Origin of the sequence: Bradyrhizobium sp. RT6a, from assembly GCF_040547675.1 — a bacterium.
Taxonomy (GTDB): domain Bacteria; phylum Pseudomonadota; class Alphaproteobacteria; order Rhizobiales; family Xanthobacteraceae; genus Bradyrhizobium.
The window spans coordinates 102,581-120,906 of the sequence record NZ_JBEPQC010000004.1 but is presented as its reverse complement, the minus strand read 5'-3'; the positions used below and the strand labels follow the sequence as shown (position 1 = coordinate 120,906).

At 65.4% G+C, this 18,326-nt stretch carries 21 protein-coding genes and 1 tRNA gene; 13 read left to right on the top strand and 9 right to left on the bottom strand.

All coding sequences use genetic code 11. The annotated features are described in order from the left end of the window. Positions 1–218: 218 nt before the first annotated feature. Positions 219–1,637, bottom strand: a complete 1,419-nt coding sequence (locus tag ABIC03_RS22325; protein WP_027514180.1) for a M20 family metallopeptidase — start codon at positions 1,635–1,637, stop codon at positions 219–221. 281 nt (positions 1,638–1,918) lie between these two features. Between ABIC03_RS22325 and ABIC03_RS22320 the strand changes: the two genes are divergently transcribed. The 3 genes from ABIC03_RS22320 (at position 1,919) to ABIC03_RS22310 (ending at position 4,278) form a co-directional block, all read left to right on the top strand. Continuing rightward, positions 1,919–2,890 carry a S1C family serine protease gene (locus ABIC03_RS22320; RefSeq protein ID WP_354061101.1) on the top strand — a complete coding sequence of 324 codons (972 nt, stop codon included), beginning with the start codon at positions 1,919–1,921 and terminating at the stop codon, positions 2,888–2,890. 28 nt (positions 2,891–2,918) lie between these two features. Next, positions 2,919–3,989, top strand: a complete 1,071-nt coding sequence (locus ABIC03_RS22315) for a phospholipase (protein ID WP_354061099.1) — start codon at positions 2,919–2,921, stop codon at positions 3,987–3,989. A gap of 82 nt (positions 3,990–4,071) precedes the next feature. Continuing rightward, positions 4,072–4,278 (top strand): hypothetical protein, encoded by a 207-nt coding sequence (locus ABIC03_RS22310; protein ID WP_354061097.1) that lies wholly within the window; start codon positions 4,072–4,074, stop codon positions 4,276–4,278. Positions 4,279–4,360: 82 nt separating this feature from the next. On the opposite strand, the gene ABIC03_RS22305 is transcribed toward ABIC03_RS22310, so the two are convergent. The 5 genes from ABIC03_RS22305 to ABIC03_RS22285 form a co-directional block, all read right to left on the bottom strand. Further along, entirely contained in the window at positions 4,361–5,020 is a 660-nt protein-coding gene (locus ABIC03_RS22305) for a DsbA family protein (RefSeq protein ID WP_354061095.1), read from the bottom strand. Between the two features lie 87 nt (positions 5,021–5,107). Further along, a complete protein-coding gene (locus tag ABIC03_RS22300; RefSeq protein ID WP_354061093.1) occupies positions 5,108–5,830 on the bottom strand; it encodes an LrgB family protein in 723 nt (240 codons plus the stop codon). Beyond that, a complete protein-coding gene (locus ABIC03_RS22295) occupies positions 5,827–6,210 on the bottom strand; it encodes a CidA/LrgA family protein (protein ID WP_354061091.1) in 384 nt (127 codons plus the stop codon). Before ABIC03_RS22295 ends, ABIC03_RS22300 begins: the two co-directional genes overlap by 4 nt. A gap of 44 nt (positions 6,211–6,254) precedes the next feature. Then, positions 6,255–6,731 carry a PaaI family thioesterase gene (locus ABIC03_RS22290; RefSeq protein ID WP_354061089.1) on the bottom strand — a complete coding sequence of 159 codons (477 nt, stop codon included), beginning with the start codon at positions 6,729–6,731 and terminating at the stop codon, positions 6,255–6,257. A 3-nt stretch (positions 6,732–6,734) separates the two neighbouring features. Then, on the bottom strand, positions 6,735–7,163 hold the full coding sequence (locus ABIC03_RS22285) for an acyl-CoA thioesterase (protein ID WP_354061087.1): 429 nt from the start codon (positions 7,161–7,163) through the stop codon (positions 6,735–6,737). Positions 7,164–7,272: 109 nt separating this feature from the next. On the opposite strand from ABIC03_RS22285, the gene ABIC03_RS22280 reads away from it, so the two are divergent. Further along, the gene (locus ABIC03_RS22280; protein ID WP_354061085.1) at positions 7,273–7,821 is read left to right on the top strand and encodes a TetR/AcrR family transcriptional regulator; all 549 of its coding nucleotides are present in this window, start codon (positions 7,273–7,275) and stop codon (positions 7,819–7,821) included. A 47-nt stretch (positions 7,822–7,868) separates the two neighbouring features. On the opposite strand, the gene ABIC03_RS22275 is transcribed toward ABIC03_RS22280, so the two are convergent. Continuing rightward, positions 7,869–8,351, bottom strand: coding sequence for a hypothetical protein (locus tag ABIC03_RS22275; RefSeq protein WP_354061083.1), 483 nt, complete (start codon positions 8,349–8,351; stop codon positions 7,869–7,871). 202 nt (positions 8,352–8,553) lie between these two features. Between ABIC03_RS22275 and ABIC03_RS22270 the strand changes: the two genes are divergently transcribed. Together ABIC03_RS22270 and ABIC03_RS22265 are read left to right on the top strand one after the other, a co-directional pair. Then, complete coding sequence (locus ABIC03_RS22270) at positions 8,554–8,826, top strand: PsiF family protein (protein WP_275170899.1); 273 nt, start codon at positions 8,554–8,556, stop codon at positions 8,824–8,826. Positions 8,827–8,924: 98 nt separating this feature from the next. Then, positions 8,925–10,010, top strand: a complete 1,086-nt coding sequence (locus ABIC03_RS22265) for an AbrB family transcriptional regulator (protein ID WP_354061080.1) — start codon at positions 8,925–8,927, stop codon at positions 10,008–10,010. A 3-nt stretch (positions 10,011–10,013) separates the two neighbouring features. Here the strand turns inward: ABIC03_RS22265 and ABIC03_RS22260 are convergent, their stop codons facing one another. Continuing rightward, positions 10,014–10,553 carry a disulfide bond formation protein B gene (locus tag ABIC03_RS22260; RefSeq protein ID WP_354061078.1) on the bottom strand — a complete coding sequence of 180 codons (540 nt, stop codon included), beginning with the start codon at positions 10,551–10,553 and terminating at the stop codon, positions 10,014–10,016. Positions 10,554–10,707: 154 nt separating this feature from the next. Here ABIC03_RS22260 and ABIC03_RS22255 point away from each other — a divergent pair. The 6 genes from ABIC03_RS22255 to ABIC03_RS22230 all read left to right on the top strand — a co-directional run bounded on the left by ABIC03_RS22255 (position 10,708) and on the right by ABIC03_RS22230 (position 17,382). Then, a tRNA-Leu gene (locus tag ABIC03_RS22255) sits at positions 10,708–10,792 on the top strand. A gap of 174 nt (positions 10,793–10,966) precedes the next feature. Beyond that, positions 10,967–11,269 (top strand): hypothetical protein, encoded by a 303-nt coding sequence (locus ABIC03_RS22250; RefSeq protein WP_275170890.1) that lies wholly within the window; start codon positions 10,967–10,969, stop codon positions 11,267–11,269. Between the two features lie 158 nt (positions 11,270–11,427). Continuing rightward, a complete protein-coding gene (locus tag ABIC03_RS22245) occupies positions 11,428–11,661 on the top strand; it encodes a hypothetical protein (RefSeq protein ID WP_354061076.1) in 234 nt (77 codons plus the stop codon). 247 nt (positions 11,662–11,908) lie between these two features. Next, entirely contained in the window at positions 11,909–14,623 is a 2,715-nt protein-coding gene (locus tag ABIC03_RS22240) for a T6SS phospholipase effector Tle1-like catalytic domain-containing protein (RefSeq protein WP_354061074.1), read from the top strand. 141 nt (positions 14,624–14,764) lie between these two features. Beyond that, entirely contained in the window at positions 14,765–15,448 is a 684-nt protein-coding gene (locus ABIC03_RS22235) for a response regulator (protein WP_354061072.1), read from the top strand. Then, positions 15,445–17,382: an ATP-binding protein gene (locus ABIC03_RS22230; RefSeq protein WP_275170886.1), complete on the top strand. Its 1,938-nt coding sequence runs from the start codon at positions 15,445–15,447 to the stop codon at positions 17,380–17,382. The genes ABIC03_RS22235 and ABIC03_RS22230 overlap by 4 nt, the downstream gene beginning before the upstream one ends. A 117-nt stretch (positions 17,383–17,499) precedes the next feature. Here the strand turns inward: ABIC03_RS22230 and ABIC03_RS22225 are convergent, their stop codons facing one another. Further along, positions 17,500–17,781, bottom strand: a complete 282-nt coding sequence (locus ABIC03_RS22225; RefSeq protein WP_007597469.1) for a hypothetical protein — start codon at positions 17,779–17,781, stop codon at positions 17,500–17,502. Positions 17,782–18,016: 235 nt separating this feature from the next. On the opposite strand from ABIC03_RS22225, the gene ABIC03_RS22220 reads away from it, so the two are divergent. Next, entirely contained in the window at positions 18,017–18,241 is a 225-nt protein-coding gene (locus ABIC03_RS22220; RefSeq protein WP_007597470.1) for a cysteine rich repeat-containing protein, read from the top strand. Positions 18,242–18,326: the final 85 nt, after the last annotated feature.

The following is an 18,326-nucleotide window of genomic DNA, read 5'->3' as shown; positions in this document are numbered from 1 at the left end:
CGAGGCGACCACCGGGCTTGGCTGGCGGTAGATGGCACACCGAATGGGGTGCGCGTCAACTGCGACCGTGTGTATGCAAACGGTCTTCTGACTGTCTGTTGGGCAAAACCATATTCCGCAGCCCATCCATTCGGCAATCCAGCATCAAAACAGGCTGGATTCCGCGCTGCACTGCAGAAAATTTGTTCGCCGGATCAGACGAAGTATCGAGGCGAATTCTACGCCACGGACATGTCGAGCGGCGGCGCGACGTGGTCTGGCAGCGGACAGACGTAAGGTGTCTTGGCGGTGCGCTTCTCGAGGTCCGCCTTGGCAGCCTTGATCAGCTCCGGGTCCGTCAGCGCCTTGATGCCGATGCCGGCCATCGCCTTGGCGGCCTGCACCATGGCCTTGTGCGCATGCGCGCTCTTGCCCTGCGCGACCACCTGCCAGGTGTGGAAGGGCGTACCGATTGCAACCGTGGGTGCGTGGACCTGCACGGTCGGCACCACCCAGCTCACGTCGCCGACGTCGGTCGAGCCGACCAGCGGATTGCGCTTGGCATCGAGTGGCACCAGGAAGTCGGCCAGCGGCCGGTCGGTCGGCTCCATGCCGATCGCGTAATAGACCGACTCGATGTCCTTGTCGCTCAGCGTCGCGCGGATCTCCGTGGCAAAGCCCTTGTCTGCGTCGTCGAAATGCGGCGGTCCGAGCTCTTCCATGACCCGGTGCAGCGCCTGCTCCAGCGGCGTGTTCGGCAGGATGTTGGAGACCGCGGAGATGATCTTCATCTCGACCTTGGTCTCGGTCATCAGCGCCGCGCCCTCCGCGATCTTGCTCACGCGTCCGACCAGCTCGTTCATGCCAGGCAGATCACGGGCGCGGATCGAATAGCGCACGCGCGCATGCGCCTGCACCACGTTCGGAGCGATGCCGCCGGTGTCGAGCAGCGCGTAGTGCACGCGCGCGTCGCTGGGCATGTGCTCGCGCATATAGTTCACGCCGACATTCATCAGCTCCACGGCGTCGAGCGCGGAGCGGCCGAGATGCGGCGAGGCCGCCGCATGCGAGGTGCGGCCGGTGAAGATGAAATCGGCGCGGGTGTTGGCGAGTGACGGCGTCACCGCGACCTCCCAGAAGCTGTGCGGATGCCAGGTGATGGCGATGTCGGCGTCTTCGAATGCGCCGGAGCGCACCATGAAGGCTTTTGCCGCGCCGCCCTCTTCCGCGGGGCAGCCGTAGTAGCGCACGCGGCCCGGCACCTTGTTCTCGGCAAGCCAGTCCTTCACCGCCGTCGCGGCGAGGAGAGCTGCGGAACCGAGCAGATTGTGGCCGCAGCCATGGCCGTGGCCGCCGGTCTCGACCGGACGATGCTCCGCGACACCCGCCTCCTGGCTGAGGCCCGGCAGCGCATCATATTCCCCCATGAAGGCAATGACCGGTCCGCCCTCGCCCCATTCGCCCATCACCGCGGTCGGAATGCCCGCGACCTGCTCGGTGATGCGAAAACCCTGATGACGCAACTCGGCGAGATGTTCTGCGGCGGACCGCGCCTCGGTGTAGCAGACTTCGGGCATGCCCCAGACCTTGTCACTGAGGTCGATGAAACGTGCCTTGATCGTGTCGATGCCACGCCAGATGTCGCTGCGGTTGTCCATGCTTCGGTCCGTGATCCCTAGGTCAAACGAAGCGGCAATGGTTAGCAGCTTCATTGTACGGCGCCTAGCACCTCGCCGGAGAGCAGCCATGCGGCCAATGCCGGAGGTCGCCCGACCGACCTTGCATGAACCGTTCCAGTGCCTTTCAAAAATTTCATACGACGCTTCGGAATAGTTGGGGAGCGAGGCTTTCAAGACGGCCTCCCCCGGCCTAAATTATGCGTGCCTCGCGCGTCTTTACGCTAGCCGCGCCGAGCGATGCACTCAGCCAGGAGAACTCCATGCCCGCCCTGACCGAATGGAGAGTGCCGCCGGCCAATCAGCCGCGTGCGAGCGATTACGGTTTCGATCTCGACCGTGCGCTCGCCTCCGTCGTCGGCCTGCATGCCATCATCCCGCCGGACGCCTTCAGTGCCGAGACACTGGGCACCGAACGCGCCGGCAACGGCGTCGTGATCGATCACGGGCTGGTGCTCACCATCGGTTACCTCATCACCGAAGCAGAGTCCGTTTGGCTGCACGTCGGAGACGGGCGCGTGGTGGAGGGACATGTGCTCGGCTTCGATGCCGTCACCGGCTTTGGCCTGGTGCAGGCGCTCGGCCAGCTCGACGTCGACCCCTTGCCGCTCGGCATCTCGGCCGAGACCCGGCTCGGCGACCGCGTCGTGGTCGGCGGCGCCGGCGGACGCACGCGTTCGGTCGCGAGCCAGATCGTGGCCAAGCAGGAATTCGCCGGCTACTGGGAATATCTGCTGGACGAGGCCGTCTTCACCCATCCCGCGCACCCGAACTGGGGCGGCACGGCGCTCCTCAACGAACACGGCGAGCTGATCGGCATCGGCTCGCTCCAGCTCGAACGCGAGCGCGACGGCAAGGCCGAGCACGTCAACATGATCGTGCCGATCGACCTGTTGAAGCCGATCCTGGACGATCTGCGCAAGTTCGGTCGCGTCAACAAGCCGGCACGGCCATGGCTTGGACTCTATTCGACAGAGATCGACAACCGCGTGGTGGTGATCGGGATCTCTGCCAATGGTCCGGCCGCCCGCGCCGAGCTCAAGACCGGCGACGTCATCCTCGCGGTCGATGGCGAGAAGGTGACGAGCCAGACCGGCTTCTACAACAAGCTGTGGGGCCTCGGCGCCGCCGGCGTCGACGTGCCGCTGACGGTACACCATGAAGGCGTCACCTTCGACGTCACGGTGACCTCGACCGATCGCTACAAGCTCTTGAAGGCGCCAAAGCTGCACTGACAATCAGAACTGACGCAAGGACGCGACGATGAGCGAGGCCGTCGTTGACGACATCGTGGCCGTGCTGCCGCCGCTGCTCAATGCGCTGGAAGCGCTCGCCTTCTTTCAGCGAAAACTGCACCCACCGGCGTTCGGCTCCGTGATGAACGCGATCGGCTCTCCCGACGAGGCGTTGCAAACGGCGCGCGCGGCAATCGGAGATTGGCCGGAGCAATTCACCGGACTGCGCGAGCGACTCGACCGTGCCTGCGACGAGACGCTCGCCGCCTTCGCCGGCATCCGCGAGGTCGAACGTGGCAATGGCGATCTCGTCGCGGTCTTCCGCGCGCTGCGCCACGTGCCACGCGCGCAGGAGGCACTCTATCCGCTCGCAGTGCAGTTTCCGCCGGTGAGCAGCTTCTTCCTCAACGCCGCCAATCGCGAGAATGCCGACCTGTTGTCGCGGCTCGAAGCCGGCGCGGACGCGCACACCGGCATCATCCACGATCACAACGAGCCCGGCAGCCGCGGCGGCTTTTCGGTCTACGTACCCGAATATTACACGCCCGACCGCGCCATGCCGCTGGTGATGGCGCTGCATGGCGGCAGCGGCAACGGCCGCGGTTTTCTGTGGAGCTGGCTGCGCGACGCCCGCAGTCTTGGTGCGATCCTGGTGGCGCCCACCGCGACCGGCCCGACCTGGGCACTGATGGGTGACGATTCCGACACGCCGAACCTCATGCGCATTCTCGAAACCGTGCGCAGCCGCTGGGCCATCGACGCCTCGCGCATGCTGCTGACAGGCATGAGCGACGGCGGCACCTTCTGCTACGTCACCGGGCTCGAAGGCGCATCGCCCTTCACGCATCTTGCGCCGGTGTCGGCGACCTTCCATCCGCTGATGGCGGAGATGGCTGACGCCACACGCCTTCAGCGCCTGCCGATCTTCATCGCGCACGGCAAGCTCGACTGGATGTTTCCGGTGCAGACCGCGCGGCAGACCCAGGCGGCCCTCGCCGCCGCCGGCGCGAATGTCACCTATCGCGAGATCGACGACCTCAGCCACACCTACCCACGCGAGATCAACGCGGAGTTGGTGCAGTGGCTGAATGAAGCGTGAACGGATCGTCCTTATCTGCGCCGCACTGTCGCGGAACAATCGATCCGGGTCGACGTTATCGCCCGTCATTGGAGGTTTCGCGATGCGGATGTTTCTTGGAATGATTTTGGGCGCGCTGTTGCTCGGCTGCGGCGTGTATGTCTATGACTCCATGCAGACGTCGTCGGTCGCCAATGGCGAGGTCGCGACGACCAATCGCACCATCGTAAACTGGGATGTCGCCAAGGCCGATTGGGACGCGCTGCGCGATCGCGCGCACAAGGACTGGATCCGCATCTCCTCGAAGTAACGATTTGGTATCATGAATGAAATGAGGCGCCGTCGCGGGTCCGCGGCGGCGCCTTCGTATTGCGCGGTGAATATCGCTCGGCTCAGTTCATCTTGGCCTTGCGGGCGTCGGCGATGACCTGCTCGAACTCGTTCATGCTGAGCACGCCCGGCACGCGGTACTTGCCGACGATGAAGGACGGGGTGCCGCTGAAACCGAAGGCTTCGGCCTGCTCGTTGTTGCGCTTGAGCACGGCGTCGATGTCCTTGGCGCGGTCTGCGAGATCGCGCTTCAACCGATCCATGTCAACACCGGCGGCCGCGAGCAATTCGTTGATGCGTGGCTCGGTCAGGCGCGAGCTGACGCCCATCATGGCGTCATGGGCCTGGTGGTACTTGTCCTGGAATTTCGCCGCGAGCGCGGTCCGCGCCGCCGTGACCGAAACCGGCCCGAGGATCGGCCAGTCCTTCATCACCAGCCGGACCTTGCCGTCGTCCTGGATGACCTGACGCAACTCGGGCTCGAGCTTGCGGCAATAGGGGCAGTTGTAGTCGGACCATTCGATAATGCTGATATTCCCGTCGGGATTACCGGCGACGGGAACATCGGGGTCGCGCAGCACCTTGGCTTCGGTCAGCACCTCGTCTTCGTCGGTCGCCGCGCGCGTCGAGGTCATCCCACCCGCGACAAGGGCGCCCGCCCCAATCAGCGTCAGCGCCGCGCGCCGCGTCGGCACAAGGCCCTTGTTCCTGAATCCAGCCATATCTCGTTCCATTTCGGTCCCATCTCCGTCGATACGGTTCGAGACTGGGAATTGTTACAGCTCATATAGAGTGTCGCGGTGCCGATGTCATCGCACCAGCAGCGTGACCGCCAAAGGTACCAGGAAGGAGGTCACCAAAGCGTTCAGGCTCATGGCGATCCCGGAGAAGACGCCGGCGATCTCGTCGACCTGGAACGCGCGCGCGGTCCCGATCCCGTGCGCGGCAAGGCCGGCGGCAAAGCCGCGGGCGCGGAAATCGCTGATACCGGTGCGGTTCATCAGCGGCGTCACGATGATCGCGCCCATGATGCCCGTGAGGATGACGGCAACCGCAGCAAGCGAGGGATCGGCATGCAGGGATTCGGCGATGCCCATGGCAACGCCGGCCGTGACGGATTTCGGCGCGAGCGACAGAACCACGTCGCGCGGCAGACCGGCGAGTTGGGCCAGCAACACCACGGACACCACGGCGGTTACCGATCCCGCGACCAGCGCCACCAGCATCGGCACGATCGACGCGACGACGCGCTTGCGGTTCTCGTAGAGGGGAACGGCCAGCGCGACCGTCGCGGGCCCCAAGAGGAAATGCACGAACTGCGCGCCGGCGAAATAGGTCGTATAGGAGGTGCCGGTCAACAGCAGAAACGCGCCGACGATCCACATCGCATGCAGCACGGGATTGGCGAGAGGATGGCGCCGCGTTGCCAGCGACACCGCGTCCGTGCTCGCATAGACCAGCAGCGTCACGGTCAACCAAAGCAACGGCGACTGCGAGAGATAGACCCAGAGCGAGAACGGATTGTCCTTCATCGCGCGTCCTGTTGCCTCAACAGGCGGCTGACCAGGCGGAAGGTGAGTACGGTTGCGAGCAGCGTGACGACCACCGATAGCGCGAGCACGAGGATGATAGCGATGCCGTGGGATGCGAGCAGGTCGAGCTTTTGCACGACCCCGACCCCGGCCGGTACGAACAGCAGCGACAGATGCGCCAATAGACCCCTGCTCGCCGTCTCGACGCCATCATCGCGCAGCGGCCCGCGCGCGAGAAGCGCAAAGCGGTCGCGCGCGAGCAGCAGGATGAGGAGCAGCAAGAGGCCAAGCACCGGGCCTGGCATCGGCAGCCCGAGGCTGCGCACGACGGCTTCGCCGATCAACTGGCGGAGCAGAATGAGACCAAGGCTTGCAAGCATGACCGGAGTATCAAGGGACGCGCCCGCAGTCTTGTCAATCACCGCTATGCGGTGGTCGTGCGCGGCTCGTGCGAAGCCGAAGCGCGGGGCAGCATTGCCATCAGTGTCCCGGTCATCGTGGCGATCAACGTGACCTTGCCCTCGTGCTCGGCAAACGCCTTGGCCTCGCAAAAGGTCAACGTGCGGCCGGGCTTGACCACCTCTGCTTTGAAGACGAAACGCTCGCCCCGCGCCGGCGCGAGCAGCGTGGTCTTGAACTCGACGGTGAGGATATCGGCCTCGCGCGGCATCAGAGTGAAGGCGGCAACACCACAGGCGTTGTCGAGCCCTGCGGTAATGATGCCGGCGTGGACAAAGCCGTTCTGTTGTGTGAGCGCCGGCGAATGCAGCATGGCCAGTTCGACTTCGCCCGGCGCAAGGCGGACGATCACGATGCCGAGCGTGTGCATCGCCGGCTGGCCGTCGAACATGGCGATGGCAGCCGCGCGATAGCCCGGGTTCTTCGGCTCGAATGCGGCCATGATTCAGGCCTCCGCCGGCTCGACGAGATGGCTCAAGGCGACCTCGCGGATGGCATCCGTGAACGGCACCGATTTGCGCTGGCTACGGTCCATGTGCACGCCCGTGATCTCGCAGAACGCGGCGATCTCGCCGGTCTCGGCATTGGTCATGTCGTGCCGGAAGCGGATCGATTTGTCGCGGATCTCCAGCAGATGACTGCGGATCTCGACGATGTCACCGGCGAGCAGCTCGCGCTTGTAGGTGATGTTCTGCTGCACGGCGGCCATGCCGCGGCCGGAGCCGCGCAGATAGCTCGGCGTCAGCCCGAGGCGGGCGAACAGAATCCAGTTGGCCTCGTCGAATTTGCCGACATACCACATGATGTTCATATGGCCGACGTGATCGCACTGCCACGGATAGACCGTGCCGCGATAGGTCGCCTCCTGCTCCATCGCAATTCTCCCTGGCCTTTTCTGCCTTTGATTATTGATACGGTAGCGTATCAACCCCCTCCCGCGTTAGCAATACGGCACCGTATCAAGAATCGGCGAGGCTGCCTGCATGAGTGACGGCAAAGGCGATGTCTGGGTCGACGCAGGGCTCACCGAGCTCGCCCGATCGGGGGTCGAGGGGGTGCGGGTGGAGGTGCTCGCCAAGAATCTGGGCGTCACCAAGGGCGGCTTCTACCGCCGCTTCGCCGACCGTGCCGCCCTGCTCGGTGCCATGCTGGAACGCTGGCGCGAGGGGCGCTCAACGGCGATCGCGCAGCAGACGAGTCTTGATGGCCAAGAGCCCCGTGAACGGCTGCGGGCAGTGATCCAGCTCTATTCGGAGCGGCTCAATCCGGACGGGATGGCAATCGAGCTTGCGATCCGGCAATGGGCCCGCTCGGACGAGGGCGCCGCGGCAGCGGTGGCGAACGTGGACGCGGCGCGGCTGAAGCACGTCGCCGAACTCTATCGCGCGACCGGCCTCGAGACCGAGGCAGCTGAAGCGCAGGCCTTCCTGTTCTACTGCTTCATCTTCGGCCAGAGCTTGCTGTTCGTCGAGCGCGGCCCGCGCAAGCGATCGCAGCTCGTGGCGAAGTCGGCCGAGAAGCTACTGGATTAAAGCAAGAGGCCGGAGCTTGGCTCCGGCCTCTGCGTCGTCTTGAAGCTTCAGGCGGCGCCCTTCAGCTTCTTGTTGCATTCGCTGTAATAGCCGCCGCCCTTCTCGATCCACTTCATGCCGCCATTGCCGTTGGTGGTCTTGTTGGCATTGTACTGGTCGACGCAGGTGTGCAGGCGCCCCTTGCCGGGGGTCTCCTTGGCGTATTTCGGATCGACCGCGTTCGGATAGATCGCGGGGCCGGCCGGCAGGGTCGGCGCAGCAGCCGGGGCGGCCTCCTTCTTCGCCTGCTTCGGCTCGGCGGGCGCAGCGGGAGCGGCCGCGGTCGGCGCAGCCGCTGGCGTCGCGTCCGCGCCGCACTGGGCCTTGCGGAAGTCATTCCACTTCGTGGTGCCGAGCGAGCCGTCCTTCTTGGCGGCTTGGTATTTCGCGCTGCACTCCTGCGAGGTCAGCGCCTGCGCCGGCGCACTCGCCACCAGCGCGGCAAATCCCGACAGCGCAACTGCACACAGCAACTTTGATTGAACGGTCATCCTGGGTCTCCTCCTTGATCTTCCCCCGGGGGAAGTGAACCGAGCATTGCTATCCTAGCGTGCCGCCTGCTCGCGACAAGGAAGCGATGGCTCCTGCCGCCAAAATATAGTGATCCTCTACGTTCAAATTATTCATGTCGCGTTCAGCAACGCCAGCCGACTTTCGCGCCCTTCGCAATTCCCGCAAGAAGAGTGCAGCACCATGACCTTCTCATCTCGCCTCGCCGTCGTCGCTCTCGCCTCCCTGCTCGCCACCGGCACTGCCTTCGCGCAGACCGCCGCGCCGGCAGCCAAAACCGATGCCGCCGCGACCACCGACAAGAAGGCGCCGAAGGAGCGCTCGGCCGGATCGCTCGAATGCTCCAAGCAGGCAGATACCAAAGGATTGAAGGGCAAGGAGCGCAAGAAATTCCGCCGCGAATGCATGAAGGAAGCCAAGGCTGGCGCGACCGCCGCCCCCGCCGACAAGAAGTAAACCCGTCACGGTCCTCGCCGGCTTCGGCGAGAGGCGCGCGCATTGCGGCATGACGTGGCCGCAATTGTGCGCCTCTCGCTGATTTGCGATAAGGCGGTGTGAAGCAAATCACCGCCTCCCCGCCGTTCGAATGGCCGAGCCGTGCCAAGATCTTGAGCACGGTGGAAACGCTCGTCATTGGCACCGCCGGTGGCCTCGTGTTTCTGCTCGCGAGCCTTCCGGGGGGATTGATCTCGGGCTCGATGATCGCGGTCGGGATCGCCGCGATCGCCGGTCGCCAGCTGACGCTGCCGCCGATCCTGACCCAGACCGTGCTGGTGCTGCTCGGCATTTCATTAGGCTCGGTCGTCTCGCGCCACCTGCTTCAACAGGTCAGTGCCTATCCGCTCACCATCGGGCTGCTCGCGCTCGCGACCTTTTGCTCGACCTTCGGCTCCAGCTATTATCTCCAGTGCTTCCACGGCTGGGACCGCACCTCGGCCTTCCTTGCCGGCAGCCCCGGCGCGCTGTCGCAGATCACGATTTTGGCGGTCGAGCGCGGCGCCGATTTGCCGGGGATCGCGGTGGTGCAGACCATGCGCGTCATCATCCTCACCGCGGCGCTGCCGATGGTGCTGGCGTTCTCCGGCGTCGCCCCCTCCGTCGCGCCGTCGCTGGCGACGACGATTGCCTCGCCGCTCGACCTCGTCGAGCTGGTCGCGGCCTCGCTAGCCGCGGCGCTCGTCCTGCGGCTGATCAAGTTTCCGGCGAGCTGGATGTTCGGCGCGATGATCGGCTCAAGCGTGCTGCATGGCGCAGGCTGGGTCGAGGGCGGCCTGCCGGACTGGGTACGCGGCGTAGCACTGGTCGGCATCGGCGCCCTGATCGGCAGCCGCTTCGCGCGGATGCGGATCAAGACGCTCGCCGGCCACATCAACGCGGCGCTGGGCTCGTTTGCCGTCGCCATCGCCGTCTCCGCGATCTTCGTCGGCATCGTGGCGCTCACCACGCAGGTGAAATTCTCCGACGTCGTGGTCGCCTACGCACCGGGCGCGATGGATGCCATGCTGGCGCTGGCCCTGACGCTGCACATCGACCCGATCTTCGTCGGCGCCCATCACCTCTCGCGTTTCGTCTTCGTGACGATCGCGACGCCGGGCATCGTGCACCTGTTCGGCCGGACGCAGGACGATGTGGATGATTGAGCCTCAGCGCTTCGCCGTCGCAACGAATCCCGACGCGGCGATCCCAGCCATCAGCAGCGAGATCAGCACGTTGTAGCCGGCAAGCGAGAGGCCGAGAAAGCGCCACTGCACCTCGTCGCAGCGGACCACTTTCACGGTGTCGAGCCGCGACAGCAGGTCGGTGGCGCTGCCGAGATTGACGACGGGACCGGAGCAGTCCGTTGGCCCCTTCCAAAAGCCCCATTCGACGCCGGAATGATAGGTGCCGAGCCCGGCGTTGGCGAGGCTCGCCAGCACAAGGATCGCAAGGCCCGCGAGCAGCAGCGGCCTCGGCGCACCGCCCCGCGCCGCGAGTGCGATGAGCAAGCCGAGCGGGATCGCGAGGTAATAGGCGTAGCGCTGCTCCAGGCAGAGCGGACAGGGCACGATCCCGAGCACCAGCTGGAAGAACCAGGCGCCCGCGATCGTGGCAGCCGCAACCAGGGTCACAGCGAGCGAGGCAGTCAGAGCCGGGCTGGTGGCCGCCGATTTGAATGCAGGTATTGCGGCACTCTGGGTCGTCACGGCAGCCCCTTTTCGATGGTCCCTTTCCAAGGCTGTAACCCCGGCTCACGCGGCTGTCGAGAACGGCCGGGATCACTTTGGCGCGGGTTGACCCCGCTTTGTCCATGGCTATAGTCCGCCGGCTTCGCGACGCCCGCGTTAGGGCCGACCGAGGGCCCCTGTGGCGGAACTGGTAGACGCGCTCGACTCAAAATCGAGTTCCGCAAGGAGTGCTGGTTCGATTCCGGCCAGGGGCACCACGCTTCGCCCTTTCGGGCTTCGCGTGGCGCAGCCCGCGCCAAGCCCAAAAGGGTGAAGCGTGTCCGGCGAAGCCTCTTGGCGAAGACGGACTGTCTCGACTTTCCCCTCCCTAGCAATCGTCACATCCCACCTGTATAAACCGGTAGCTTCTTCCGCAATTCGAAGGAGCTCATATGAACGACCTGCACACGTGGCTTTCGCAACAGCACCACGGCCTGCGGACCTTCCGTATCTTTCAGCAAAAGCTCGAGACGCTCGGCCGCGATGACCCCGAACAGCGCGGCCTGTGCCGTCTGTTGAGCGGTCTCGTCGGCAGCTATGTCGAGACGTTCGATGAGGCTCCACTGCCCGTCGCGGTCGCTGATGGGGCCTATCATCGCCTGCTGACGCTGGTCGCCAGCCTCGATCTCGAGGGCGACACCAGCCGGCGGCTCGCGGACATCAACCGGGTTGCGACCTGCGAACTCTGGCAGTGACGAGAGCGGGCGGCCGTACGGCTCGCATCCGCATCCCTGGGACACTTCGCCAGGAGAGGGCCGCGTGCTTTCCGGCATGCCCTCTCTCGCCGGTTCGACTTCGCCGTGCCAGTCCCTATATCGTGGGGCAACATGTATTGATGCAGCGAGCAGCTTCGATGGCCAGGAGACGCGCGACGGAAACGGAAGCCGACGATCTCCCCCGCTATTTCGTCTGGGTGCGCGGTCTCGAGGGCCCCGAACCGCAGAAATGGATGGCGATGGATTTCGGCGTCGGTGACTGGAAACGGCCGCTCGTGCTCGCCTATCGGGAGCTGCCGGAGGGCGAGCGACACTTGCCGTTGTCGGCGCTGGCCCGACGATATCCGCCGCCGCGGGGAGAGGCTTCGTAGAGGGGCCATCCTGGACGAACGCGCGGATCTCGCCAGCCCATCAATCCAGGGCGAGCAATGCCGTATCACTGGCCTGCTTCACCCATATCGTCCCGCGGCTGCGCTTCCTGCTTGCTACCTCAGCGGGATTGTGTGCAAAATGCATCTTCATTTTCACGACGCAACCATTGCAACCATTGATTGACGCTGGGGAGTGCTGCCCGGCTCGGGCCTGAAGCGCGTCCCCGTCGCATTGTCGGAGGGGCTCATGCCGCACCATGATGGCGCGCCGAACGCTGATTCTGCCGGACCAGAACGCGCGCATATCGAGATGCATTCCGACGCGACGACCACCGCCATCCCGGCAAAACGCAAGCTGGTGCTGTTCGCCGACGGCACCGGCAATGCGTTTACCGTCCAGGAATCCAGCGTCTGGCGACTCTACGAGGCGCTCGACCACACCCAGCCGGACCAGATTGCCTACTACATCAAGGGCGTCGGCACCGCCGGCTGGGCGCCGCTCGCCGCGCTCGACGGTGCCACGGGCATCGGCGTGCCCGGCAACGTCCGCAAGCTCTACCGTTTCCTGTGCTGGAACTGGCGCGAGGGCGACGAGATCTACATCTTCGGCTTCAGCCGCGGCGCCTTCACCGCGCGCACGCTGGCGTCGCTGATCGCGAGCCAGGGCCTGGTGCCGGCGGAGATCGACGGTGCGCCGGTGTCTCACGCGGAGATGGAGCGCAACGCCATGGCCGCGTGGCGGGAATACCGCCGCGACACCGTTCCGTTGAAGAAGAGCCTGCCGACGATCTGGATCGCGCGCTTCATCCGCGATGCTCTGCTCTATCTCTATCATGCGATCTTCCGGCATCGCACGTACGCCGATGTCCGCGCGGCGATGAACGGCCGCAAGGAGATCGACATCGAATTTCTCGGGCTATTCGACACGGTCGAGGCCTTCGGCGTCCCGATCGAGGAGCTGCGCGTCGCGATCGACTGGGCGATCTGGCCCATCTCGTTCCGCAATCATCGGCCCTCGCGCAAGGTGAAGCACATCTCGCATGCGCTGGCGCTGGACGACGAGCGTACCACCTTCCATCCGTTGCGGATCGACCAGAGCCATTTGGCGCCCGGCCAGACGGTCGAGGAGGTGTGGTTCACCGGCGTCCATTCCGACATCGGCGGCGGCTATCCGGAATCCACGCTGTCCTTTGTGCCCCTGGTCTGGATGGCTGATCAGCTCGACGGCCGGCTCCGCTTCCAGAACGGCACGATCGAGCATTTCCGCGAGTACCAGTCCGCGATCGGGCCGATGCACGATTCACGCAGCGGAGCCGCGGTACTGTATCGCTACGGCCCGCGGCCGATACTCGAAGGCGCCGAGAACGGCGGCCCGCCGGTCGTGCATCTCGCCGTCGTCGAACGCATGCTGCACGGCTGCGACGACTATGCGCCGATCATGCTTCCGGCCGATGCCCGGGTGCTGATGCCGAACCGCGACAAGCTCGACCTCGCCGACGAGAGGACTCGCGAGGCGATGAAGACGGCCTATCTGTCCAAGGCCAGGGGACCACGACGGCAGAAGGAGGCCGATGCCTTCACCGCGATGAGCATGCCGGACGCCGAGATGGCCTCGCTCGCGCGCGACACCGTATGGTGGCGGCGCGTCGCCTATTTCTCGCTGCTGTTCATGGCTGGCGTGATCGCCGTCTGGCCCTTGATCGCGCATCCGCTGGTGCAATGGTCCAAACATCCGGTGGGTCACCAGGGGATCTCCATCATCGCCAACATCGACTGGGTGTTTGGCGCCGTGGTGGCCCCGCTCGCCAATCTCGCCAGGGAGGTACTGCCGTCCTATGCAGCGCCCTGGCTCAACGTCGCGATTTACTATCCTTTCCTGACCTCGCTCGTGGTGGCACTGACTTGGTGGGCCTGGAACAAGAACTCTGAGCTGCGCGACACGATCCAGGAGCGAGCGCGTCTTGCCTGGAATACGCCGCGCCGCAAGGCAAGCCGCAGTCACTTCGACGAGCCAGGCCCTCTCCTGAAGTTCGGGCACTGGATGCGGATGAATGCCGGTCCGGCGCGGCTGTTCATAGCCAAGGGCGTGGTGCCCGCAGTCTTTCTGGTTGCGGTCTTCGGCTCGGCGGCGCTTCTGCTGTCGAACAGCCTCTTCACCGGGCGCGTTGCGCTTGGAAAGGTCTGCACGACGAGCCAGGATCCTGCTGTACCTCGCATCGGCACGCCGGTCCGCGACGAGCCGACCGACGCAATTGCGCTGTTCGACACCAAGGCCTTCTGCTGGTGGAGCGGGCTCGCCGTCGAGAAGGGTCGCAAATACCGCGTCTTTGTCGAGGTCAAAGACCCTTGGTTCGACCGCACCACCATGAGTGGAGCGAACGGCTTCCAGACCCACGGGCTACGCCATTATGTCGCTTTGCCCGAGCTGCGTCTGTACGCAGCAAACTGGTTCCAACCAGTGGTCCGCATCGGAACGAAAGGAATGAATGACCTACCGTTGCAGGCGGTCAACGTGATCCCGGCTGACGCATTGCCGCGCCGGACGAAGCCGACCGTTCCTGCCGAGGACGATGTCGAAGGACAGGATCAATACCCAGTCAGCCTCGACGACATCGACCAGTTCAAGGCCGGGCTGAAAACGCTTGGAAATTTCGAGCCAATCCCGCCGGCCATGCTCGATGATGCAGGGCAGGTCTGGAAAAAGGAAGGGCTGACCGACCGCGTCGTCGCCGAGTTCGTCGCGCCCGACTCCGGCGAGCTGTTCTTCTACGTAAACGATGCGGTGCAAATCTTGCCGCAGCTCATGCCGGAATGGATGGTCCCGTCCTGGCTCCAGATCATCCAGGGGCCGCCGGATCTGTACTACCACAACAACACCGGCACGGCGAAGATCACGGTGCAGCGCCTGCCCGCACCTCCGCTGCCCTCGGCGAAGACGGCATCGCCGCTGGCGAGCAAGTAGCAGCGCGCAATGTCGCCATACGCTTGCGGCTGGTACAAGACGACAGTCATCGCGCCCCCATGATTATGGGTGTCGCGGCGCCCGCACCGCGGCTAAACTTGGCCCTGCGCCGCGGGGGACACGCGGTGCAGGACGATGATCATGACCGAACAGGGCGAGACGGGTGAAGCCATCACCATCCTCCTCGTCGAGGACGACGCGCCGACCTGCTGGCGGCTCCACGACGCGCTGGTCAAGGCCGGCTACGAGGTCCGCAGCGCCGGCACGCTCGCAGAGGCGCGCTCCGGGCTCGGCGAGCGTGCGCCGCGCGTGCTGCTCACCGATCTGCGGTTGCCCGACGGCCACGGTGTCGAGCTGATCCGCGAGACAAGGCAACGCTTTCCCGACACCGAGATCATGGTGATCTCGGCCCTCGGCGACGAAGAGAGCGTGATCTCCGCGATCACGGTCGGCGCCACCGGCTATCTCCTGAAGGATGCGTTCCCCACGGATATCGCCACCACCGTGCGCGATCTGGTCGCCGGTCATTCGCCGATCTCGGCCTCGATCGCTCGCTTCATCGTGCGCAGAACACAAGGTACCGCGCAGAATGCGGCCGAGCCTCCGCCCGGTCCCGCGCTCAACACCGCCAGGCTCACCCCACGCGAGATCGACATCCTCTGGGGGATCGCGAAGGGTTTCAGCTACGCCGAGATCGCGAGCCATCTCGGCCTGTCCCGGCAGACCGTGCCCGGTCACATCAAGAACATCTATCGCAAGCTCGAGGTGCACACCCGCAGCGAAGCGGTGTTCGAAGCGGTCCAGCAGGGCCTGATCAAGCTGTGAGCGAGATCGCGGCGAAGGCACCGGTCAAACCCGCGCGCCGCCGGCTGCTGGTCTCGCGGCTCGTGCCCTATCTGCTGCTCCAGGCGCTGATATTGGTCGCGACCATCCTCGGGCTGCGGCTGCTCCAGCCCAGCGACCCCGACGACTTTGCATTGAGCGAATTCTCGCTGCGCGAGGACGGCGTGGCGCGTCCCGTGACGCTGCCGCATTTCACGTCGTCACGCTATTCCCTGGCCGACCCGCCGCTCTACACCGGCGCCTTCACGTTCCGCCGCAGCGATGGGACGACCGGATGGTCGGTATTCTTGCCGCGCTTCAGCAACGCGGTGGAAGTCGCAATCAACGGCGTCGTCGTCCTGGATTCCCGACGCGATGCCAATGCCAACCGGCCCGACCGCAACACCCCGCAGATCGGGTCGATCCCGTCCTCGCTGCTGCGCGAGGGCGCGAACGAGATCACGGTGCGGCTGTTGGTCTGGGGACCGCTCAAGGGATTTCTCGACACCGTTTATGTCGGGCCGGATACGGCCTTGCGGCCCGCCTACGAGACACGCACGCTGATGTTCGTCACGTTGCCCGTGGTGTTCTCCGCCTGGCAGTCGATTCTCGCCGTCATCCTGGCGATCATGTGGCTGATGCGCCGCCGCGAGCCGGTTTACGGCGTGCTGGCCGTGGCGATGGTACTCGGCGTGGTGCAGGCCTTCGCGCCGCCACCGGTGCCCCCCGTCAGCACCTCCCGGCTCGCCGCAGTGTTGCTCGCGTCCGCACCGATCGAGAGCGCCCTGGTCGTCGTCTTCGGCGTGCTGTTCTTCGGCTGGCGCTGGCCGCGCTACGGCATGTTGCTGTTCACGCCGGGGCTCATCGTGTTCGGTGTCGGGCTGATCGCCGGCCCGCCGCTGCCGCGCATTCTGTTTCTCGTGCTCGGGATTCCCACCGTCGGGCTCTGCCTGATCCTGATGGCCTGTGTCACAGCTGCCGCGGTGGTGCGGCGGCAGGACGCGGCAAGCTTCACGCTCGGCTGCGCGGTGACTATCGTGCTGATCTGCTGGGTCCACGACATGCTGTCGGTGTTCGAGATCGTAACCGACGAGCGCATCTTCCTCTCGCGCCTGTCCTATTCGGCGATGCTGGTCGCGATCGGCGCCGGCCTGACCTGGCGGTTCGCGCGCGCGCTGAACCAGGTCGACAGCTTTGCCGGCCAGCTCGTGACGCGCGTTCGCGAGGCCGAGGAGCGGCTGAAGGCGAGCTTTGCCCGCGAGGAGGAGCGTGCACGGGCCGCCGCGCTCGCCAATGAGCGCACGCGGCTGATGCGCGATCTGCATGACGGCCTCGGCGGCCAGCTCATCAGTATCGTGGCACTGTCCGAGCGCGGCCACGAGGGCGCGACGATCACCGACGCGGCCCGCGCGGCGCTGAAGGACCTCCGCCTCGTCATCGATTCCATGGACGACATCGGCGGCGACCTGATGCTCGCGCTCGGCTCCTGGCGCGAGCGCACGACCGCGCAATTGCGACCGCACGACATCGCGCTCGACTGGCACGTGGCGACGCCGCAGGGGCTGCCGCTGCATCCCGAGCTCAGGCCATGGCATGTCATCCAGATCGTGCGCATCCTCGACGAGGCCGTGACCAATGCAGTCAAGCACGCAGACGCCCGCCGCATCGCGGTCACCATCGAGACGGTCGACGAAGGTCAGGGACCGTACGGTGTGATCAGGATCGCGGATGACGGCAGGGGCTTTGCGAATCGTTCTGCGCCGGTCGGCAGCGGCGGGGCCGCCGACGCGAGCCAGACCGCGCGAGGCCTTCGCAACATGAGGAGCCGTGCCGCGCGCTGCGGGGCGACGCTAGATCTGAGTTCAGATTCGTCAGGCACGCGTGTGCGGTTACAATTGCCGCAGATTTTCCCCGACAGCGATGCCGCCGTCGGCTGAAAAGCCCCCTCTCCGAACGTGTGGGACGCGCGGAGAGAGGGACGGGCCGGATGATTTGCTTGCGGAGGACGGGGGGTTCGTCCGCAATGCTCCTTCGCCCGAACTCTTTCGTCTTTCTCAGCGCACGCCGACGCGATTGACCGGACCACCGCGATTCATCGGCGTGCCTGCGCGCACGCCGACACCGGGCGCACCGACCCCGGGTGTCGCGACCGCGACCGCGGCGGCCGGCGCAACCACCACTGCCGCTGTCGGCCGCACCACGCAGCCCTTGGGTATGCCAACTGTCTTGCAATAGACCACCGCCTGCGCCGGGCTCGTGCCCAGCGAAACCATCGCCGCACCTGCCAGCGCCAAAATCGTCAGCCCGGCGCTCAGCGCTCCCGCTCTTTTCGACATCTTGCTCTCCTGCTTCCCGTTCGGCGTCCCGATGCAATCACCGGGTCTCGCAGCCGACGTGCAGCCTGAATGACAAAAGACGGCGCGCTGATACATGCCATGAAAATGGGGGTACGGCGGCGGGGCGGACTGGCCGATGCCATGAACATGGCATGGACCTGCGCCCGGCCCTCGCGAGATGGTCCGGCCCGCTTGATCCCAGGCGGGACCAACGACATTCCCAAGGAGGTGCTTTATGAAGATTTCGGTTCTTGCCGTGCTGCTGCTCGCCGCTACCGCTCAGACCGCCGCTGCACAATCCGGTCCGACGCCACAGGAGCAGATGACCTGCCGTAGCGACGCGAGCAAATTCTGCGCCGAACACATCGGCAAGCCGCCGCAGATGAATGCCTGCCTGCGCGAGAACAAGTCGAAGCTTTCGGATGGCTGCCGCAAGGTCGTGGAGTCGCACGGCGGGTGAGTGGTCGTTGTCCGCGGCACAAATCTCGCCGGCGCCAATGCCGTCAGACAATAGACGTCGATGCGCCGGTCATAGGTCGGGCGCG